Source organism: Rathayibacter tritici, from assembly GCF_002932875.1.
Lineage (GTDB): Bacteria > Actinomycetota > Actinomycetes > Actinomycetales > Microbacteriaceae > Rathayibacter > Rathayibacter tritici.
This window is the reverse complement of the sequence record NZ_PSWS01000017.1, coordinates 1-6,427: the sequence shown is the minus strand read 5'-3', so window position 1 is coordinate 6,427 and position 6,427 is coordinate 1. Positions and strand designations below refer to the sequence as shown.

Genomic DNA, 6,427 nt, shown 5'->3' with positions numbered 1-6,427 from the left:
CTTCGTCAGCACCGAGAGCCCGAGCACCGCGTAGAAGCCGAAGAAGTGGCCGAGGTAGAGGGTGAGCGGAGCCGATCCCGCGTGAGCGATCACGCGCACCGGCAGCGCCAGCGGACGAGAGTCGCGCTGAAGGATCAGGATCAGCAGGGCGAGTACGACCAGCGCCGTCCCCGCCGTCCGCAGCACGTCGGCCGTCGTCCCCGTGTGGGGAGTCGCGTTGAGGACCGCGAGCCACCCTGCGCCGAGCGGTGTCCCGTACCCCTGCGAGATCACCAGCTCCCCGGCCGTGTCGCTCGGCATCCCCACGCTCTCTAGCGCGCTGACGATGGCGGGGCGGCTCAGGAGGTCGCTGGCGAACCCGGCGGCCGCCATCACCGCTCCCGGAATGAGGACCGCCACGGCAGCGAGGCGTCGTCCCGAGATCAGCATCCGACCGGCGCACAGGCCGATCAGCAGATAGGTGATCCAGGTGATGGCGGGGTAGAAGCCCGTGAAGAAGACCGTCTGGAGGAAGTCGTGCGGATTTTCGAACGACGGCGACGCGACCGGCCCGTCCGGCGACGTGGTCCGCGCCCAGAGGATGAGGTGCGGTCCGGCCACCGTCAGGACGGCCGCCATGATCACGAGGACCGCAGTGGGCAGCCAGAGCACGAATGCCACGGCGACCAGCGCCACCCCGTAGTAGGCGAGGACCATCACGATGATCAGCGGGACAGCCCCGAGGACCAACCCGATCACCGCGATGATCAGGCCCCGGACGGCGACGGACACGCACGCGGCCAGCGGTCGACCCGCTGTCAGCAGGCTCCGAGTCGTGATCGCCACGCTCACACCGCCGAGAACCGCGAACATCGTCGAGGGGAATCCCGTGACGACCTCCTGGAACGGTCCCGGGTGCCTGGTCGTCAGCAGGTGCTCCGCGAACATCCCGATCAGGGCGAGGAACCGCGCGATGTCCAGCGCAATGATCCGTTCGGGTCGCCAGGGGGTACCGGAGGGCTTGGCCAGTGTGGTCAAGCGGGTCGCGAGCGACATGAAGCGGTTCCTTTCGACGCCTGCCACACTGCCCGTCGGCCCCCCGATCGCGCGTCGGCCGCTCGGCTCGCCATGATCGACCCAGCGGACGAGTTCAGTCGACCCGGAGGCTCACGCGCGTGTCTCCGGCGCCACCTCGCGGCGTCTCGCGCCGCGTCCCGCGCCGATCGCCATCACAACGAAGGCTGAGTGCCGTCGAACCTCGAGTTCGGGGTTCTAGACAGCATTCAGCCTTCGTTATGACGACGTCTCGCCCGCGTCTCGGGTGCGGACTCGCTACCTCAGCACTTGTCCGCCTTGGTGTAGGTGACGTAGTCGTCGTCGTTGCCCGCGTTGTACCCCGCGGCGTCCACCACATCCGTGTTGACCACCGTGTCGCCGTGGTAAAGGGTTCCGTCCTTCGAGAGGAAGTAGTTCCCGGCCAGCGGCGTCGAATCGTTGGCGACGCCGGTGTGCTCGCTACCCGGTCCGTCACCGTTCGCGATGTAGGCCTTGCCGTCTGTGGCGACGTAGGCGACGTAGTCGGTGCTGCCGCCGGTGTTGTAGCCGGCCGCCTTCTTGACATTGTCGGCCACCTTGGTGTCGCCGTGGTACAGCGCTCCGTCCTTCGAGAGGAAGTAGTTCCCCTGCAGTGGGGTCGAATCCTTCGGGGCCGCCTTCTCGCCGCCGGGTCCGTCCCCGCTGGCGAGCCAGGCCTTTCCGTCGGTCTTGACGTAAGCGACGTAGTCGTTACTGCCGCCGGTGTTGTACCCGGCCGCGCGCTTCACGTCACTGAATACCTTCGTGCCGCCGTGGTACAGCGACCCGTCCTTCGAGAGGAAGTAGTTGCCGGCCAGAGGTGTCGAGTCGGCAGGGGCGGCCTTCTCTCCTCCGGGCCCGTCTCCCTGCGCGAGCCAGGCCTTGCCGTCCGTCGTGACGTAGGCGACGTAGTCGGTGCTGCCTCCCGTGTTGTAGCCGGCTGCCTTCTTGACGTCACTGGCCACCACGGTGTCGCCGTGGTAGAGCGTGTTGCCCTTGAGGAAGTAGTTCCCCTGGAGGGGAGTCGCGTCACCGGGGACGCTCGAGTACTTCCCTCCGGGACCGTTCTTGTTCGCGACGTACGCCCCATCGGACTTGAGGGCGGTTTTCACCGGCGCGCTCGCCGAGAGAGAGTCCGACGTGGCGCTGAAGGTGCTGTCACCGCCGCGGGCGGGAACCGTGATGTCCGGCAGGGTGATGAGCCCGTCGGTTCCCGTCGTCCGTGAGACGGAGGTCGAGCGGTCCGCGAACGTGTAGCCGTTCGCGAGCTTGACGGTGACGACCTTGCCCGGGTCGGCGGTCGAGCCGTCGGTGGTGCGTTTCACCTGCACGCCGGAGATTGTGCCGCACGCCGTGCCGCTGTAGGAGGTCTGCGTGAAGGTCAGGGTCGGCCCGCCGGACGCTGCGGCGGCGGGGGTGGCCATCGAGACGGCGACGACGGGGACCGCCCAGGCGGTTCCCTTCACCAGGGTCCGGCGGTGCACGCCGTCCCCGGCGGGAATGCTCCAGCCGTCATCGATGCGGATCTCGTGCGGGGTGTAGGGGGTCTGGTCGTTCATGGGCGCCTCCGGGGGAGTGTGGACGGATGTGGACGGCCCTCATGGTTCTGGCCGCGCCCGCCGAAGCAGAAGCGAGGACGATCCGAACCGGAGGTTTCGGCGCGGAGGTCCGGAAGTCTGGACCTCCGCGGCCGTCCGTTCCCGACACTGATGGCTTGACCTCCCTCAGCCACCTGCCCTCCCGCCGCCCCCGCGAGTCGGCGCCGACCCGTCCCCCCGACCCGGCCGCCTCCGACCCGGCCGACTCCGACTCCGACTCCGCCGACTCCGACTCCGCCGACCGAGAGTTCGCCGAGCGCGGAGTCGTCGCCGAGGGAACCACCGCCCGCGACTGGCTGCTGCGCCACGGCGTCACCGTGTCTGCCAGCGGCGGCTATCTCCGCCTCTTCGCCGACGCCATCTGCTCCCGCGAGCTGACCCTGCGGCGGGTCTGGCACACCGCTCGTGAGGTCGAGCGCCGGGGCCGAGCGGGCGGCGCCGTCATCAGCTTGCTCGTCGAGGGCTCCCTCACCCTGCGGGACGACGCGGGCGCGGAGCGGGAGGTCGCCACGGGAGGCGGCTTCGTCCTCTGGTCCGATTCCTCGGTCGCCGCGATCAGCCGAGGCCGGTGCGGAACGGTCGAGGTCGCCGTGAGCCGCGAGATCCTCGAGCGCTTCTTCGCCTGGGCCGACGCCGGCGCGACGGTCATCCCCCAGGGCTTGACGACCGCGCGCATCCTCCTCGCCGCTGCCACCACGGCGTTGACGGGTCCGCTCGCCCCACGAGATCCCGCCTGGGATTCGATCTGCAGCATGATCGCCAGCGGTATCAGCGCTCTGCTGGCCGAGGTCGGCCCGGCGCTGCTTCCCTCTGCTCCCGTGACAGCCGTGCGCCTCCTGCGCCGCGCCCACGTCGCGATCGAGCGTCATTGCCGCGACGCCTCCTTCGATGTCCGCTCTCTCGCCGAAGAGCTCTCGGTCTCGATGACGACCCTGTACGCCGCGTTCGAACATTCGCCCTGCACGCCGGCCCAGGCGATCCGTTCGGCCAGGGTCGGCCTCGCCCGGCGGATGCTCGACCACCGCGTCTCACCGACCGCGGCGGATCGGGAGGCGGTCGCCGAGCTCGCCGGTTTCCTCTCGGCGCCCGCGATGTCGAAGGCTCTGCGGGCGGATCGGCGCAGGAGAGGAGGGTGACGACGTGGCCGGCGTCGTCGGCTCGACTAGTCCGGCATGGTGCAGACCCGCGCGCTGAGCAAGAGGCCGTCGCTGTGTGCCGTGATCAGCCCGGTTCCGCCGGTGGCAGGTACCAGGATCGCGGGGAGGGTGACGAGCCCTGTGGAGTCGGCTATCGCCGCGCAGGTGGTCGAGCCGGTGGCGAAGGTGAAGCCGCCGGAGAGGGTGGCGGTGACGATGCTGCCCCGGGCGGGTCGGCATCCGTCGATGGTGCGACGGAGTTGCACGCAGGAGATGGTCGTGCAGGCGGGGCCGCCGTAGGAGACCTGAAGGAAGGCCATCGAGGGCCGCAGCGACGAGGCGGCGGCCGGAGCGGACACGGTCACCGCGACCACCGGAGTGGTCCAGTTGTGCTCGGTCATCGCGATCGGCCGTGCGTCCACGGTGCCGGTGAGAGAGCCAGGCAGTCGAGCGAGAGAAGGGCGTTGATGTCGGATGTGTACAGCATGAGTTCCCCTGCCTAGTCGAGCATCGCGAGAGCCGCGAAGTTTCGTCAGCTTAGCTCGCGAGGAGGGTGGGGAGTGGCGCCAATGTTCCGAAATAAGCTGCCGATCGTGCCGGAATGTGCCAGTGAGGCGGTCATCACGCGACTTTCAGGTCGCTATCGGCTGCTCACTGCGGTGCCTGCAAACAGAGATTCCCAGATCAGTATGGCGAGATGCCCATTTAGGTATGGCGACCGTGTTCTACCGACAATCTCGGCCGCGATCGTCGTGTCGCCGTGGAGCGTGCGATGCGAGGAATGTCCCGCCGCGATCGGGAGGATTCCGCGGAGAAGTCGGGAAGTCTCGACAGGCGGAGGCGTCCTGCGCCGACACTGAGGGCTTGATCACCCGCAACCCGCAGCAGGAGCGCACCTCGCGCCCATCCCGCACGGCACCGTGTGCGCGCGGTGAGGGGAGTCATCCCAGCGAACGAGGAGTCGTGGCCGAGGGGATCGCGGCTCGGGACTGGCTGCTCGGCCACGGCGTCACCGTCACCTCCGGCGGAGGGTATCTCCGCCTTGCCGCTGATGCCCTCTGCGCTGAGGAGATGACAATGAGGCGGATGTGGCACACCGCCCGCGAGTTCGAGCGCCGCGGACGGGCAGGAGGCGCCGTCATCGGCCTGCTCGTCGAGGGCTCGCTCACGCTCAGCGGAGGCGCCGAGGGCATGCACCGCGAGGTCGAGGAGGGCGGCGGTTTCGTGCTCTGGTCCGCGGCATCGCTGAGCGCGATCAGTGGTGGGCGCTGCGGCACGGTCGAGGTGTCGGTGGGTCGAGACACCCTGGAGCGCTTCTTCTCCTGGAGCAGCGTCGGCGCCTCCGTCATCCCCGCCGGTCTCGCCACCTCCAGGATACTCGTCGCCGCCGCGAGTGCGGTACTGAGCGGTTCGCTGCAGACGAGAGACCCGGCGTGGAGTTCCGTCTGCGGCATGATCGGCAGCGGCGTCAGCGCGCTGCTGGCGGAGCTGGGACCGCCTCTGCTGCCCTCGGCGCCGGTCTCCGCTGCGCGGCTCGTGCGTCGGGCGCACACCGTGATCGAGCGCGGCTGTACCGATGCCGCGTTCGACGTCCGGACCCTCGCGACGGATCTCGCCATTTCCGTGACGAGGCTGTATGCCGCGTTCGAGTACTCGCCTCGCACGCCGGCGCAGGAGATCCGCTCCGCCAGAGTGCGACTCGCCCGACGGATGCTCGACCATCGGCCGGCACCGACCGCGGCGGACCAGGAGGCCGTCGCTGAATTGTCGGGCTTCGCCTCGGCCGAAGCGATGACGAGGGCGCTCCGAGCGGAGCGCAGTCACGGGCGGTGAGGCGGCTCGTTCGCGATAAAGCCTGTGCCGGGGATGGGCAGGTGGGCGCGGTGATGGAGAAAGGGCAGGTCTACTCGTCAACCGAGTGGTCACCGCGCACTCTCGCGTGATCATGGCTCAGCGTTCGAGGTGGTGGTGATGGTGATTGGATATCGGTGATCCGTCGGGTGCCGGGCGTGATGCCCGACACCCGACGGTGTCCGATGCTTTTCTCTCGTACAGCTCAACCAGCCTGTGGTGGTGGCGTTGTCTCGAAGACCTCTTTCTGCGCGGTACGGCTTGGCTAGCTGCGAAGCGGTACCTGTTTGATCACTGACAGGCGGGAGCTACAACGTACGTGGCGGTATCCGTACCATTCGGAACGACAATTCCAAACGCGGAGGACACGTTGTCTTCCATTTTGTCGTTCTTGTAGTAAAGTGCTCCGTCGGTAGTGAGGAAGTACTGCGCCCCAGCGGCGGTCTTCGGGTTGGGCACGGTGTACTGGGTCGGCGTGCCGCTGCCCGCAACGCCATAGGCCACGCCGTCAGAGACGTAGGTCGCGGTGTCCGTTCCGTTGGGAACGACGATTCCGAAAGCCGAGCTGACGTTCTTGGCGATGAACGTACCCTTGTAGTACAGGGAGTTGTCGCTGGTGATGTAGTACGACGCCCCGACGGCGGTCTTGATTGTCAGGTCCTTCTTGTTGGAGTCCTGAATAACGACCTTGAGGCTTATGCAAAATACGATTGATCGAGATGGATTTGCGCGTGTCGGTCACGAATAACACCGGCTAATCCGCTTTGATTGAAGAGCAGCCTCTAACAG

6 protein-coding genes are annotated in these 6,427 nt (G+C 67.8%); 2 read left to right on the top strand and 4 right to left on the bottom strand.

The genetic code is table 11. The features are described 5' to 3' along the window. Positions 1 to 1,035 (bottom strand): heparan-alpha-glucosaminide N-acetyltransferase domain-containing protein (locus C5D07_RS02830; protein ID WP_104258629.1); only part of this gene is annotated, 1,035 nt, incomplete at its 3' end. 281 nt (positions 1,036 to 1,316) lie between these two features. After that, positions 1,317 to 2,612, bottom strand: a complete 1,296-nt coding sequence (locus C5D07_RS02825; protein WP_104258628.1) for a hypothetical protein — start codon at positions 2,610 to 2,612, stop codon at positions 1,317 to 1,319. Positions 2,613 to 2,767: 155 nt separating this feature from the next. On the opposite strand from C5D07_RS02825, the gene C5D07_RS02820 reads away from it, so the two are divergent. Next, a complete protein-coding gene (locus C5D07_RS02820) occupies positions 2,768 to 3,787 on the top strand; it encodes a helix-turn-helix domain-containing protein (protein ID WP_104258627.1) in 1,020 nt (339 codons plus the stop codon). Positions 3,788 to 3,813: 26 nt separating this feature from the next. On the opposite strand, the gene C5D07_RS02815 is transcribed toward C5D07_RS02820, so the two are convergent. Further along, positions 3,814 to 4,188, bottom strand: coding sequence for a hypothetical protein (locus C5D07_RS02815; protein WP_104258626.1), 375 nt, complete (start codon positions 4,186 to 4,188; stop codon positions 3,814 to 3,816). A 562-nt stretch (positions 4,189 to 4,750) separates the two neighbouring features. Between C5D07_RS02815 and C5D07_RS02810 the strand changes: the two genes are divergently transcribed. Beyond that, the gene (locus tag C5D07_RS02810; protein ID WP_068250379.1) at positions 4,751 to 5,620 is read left to right on the top strand and encodes a helix-turn-helix domain-containing protein; all 870 of its coding nucleotides are present in this window, start codon (positions 4,751 to 4,753) and stop codon (positions 5,618 to 5,620) included. Between the two features lie 309 nt (positions 5,621 to 5,929). Here the strand turns inward: C5D07_RS02810 and C5D07_RS15185 are convergent, their stop codons facing one another. Next, complete coding sequence (locus tag C5D07_RS15185) at positions 5,930 to 6,142, bottom strand: hypothetical protein (protein ID WP_146079781.1); 213 nt, start codon at positions 6,140 to 6,142, stop codon at positions 5,930 to 5,932. Positions 6,143 to 6,427 lie beyond the last annotated feature (285 nt).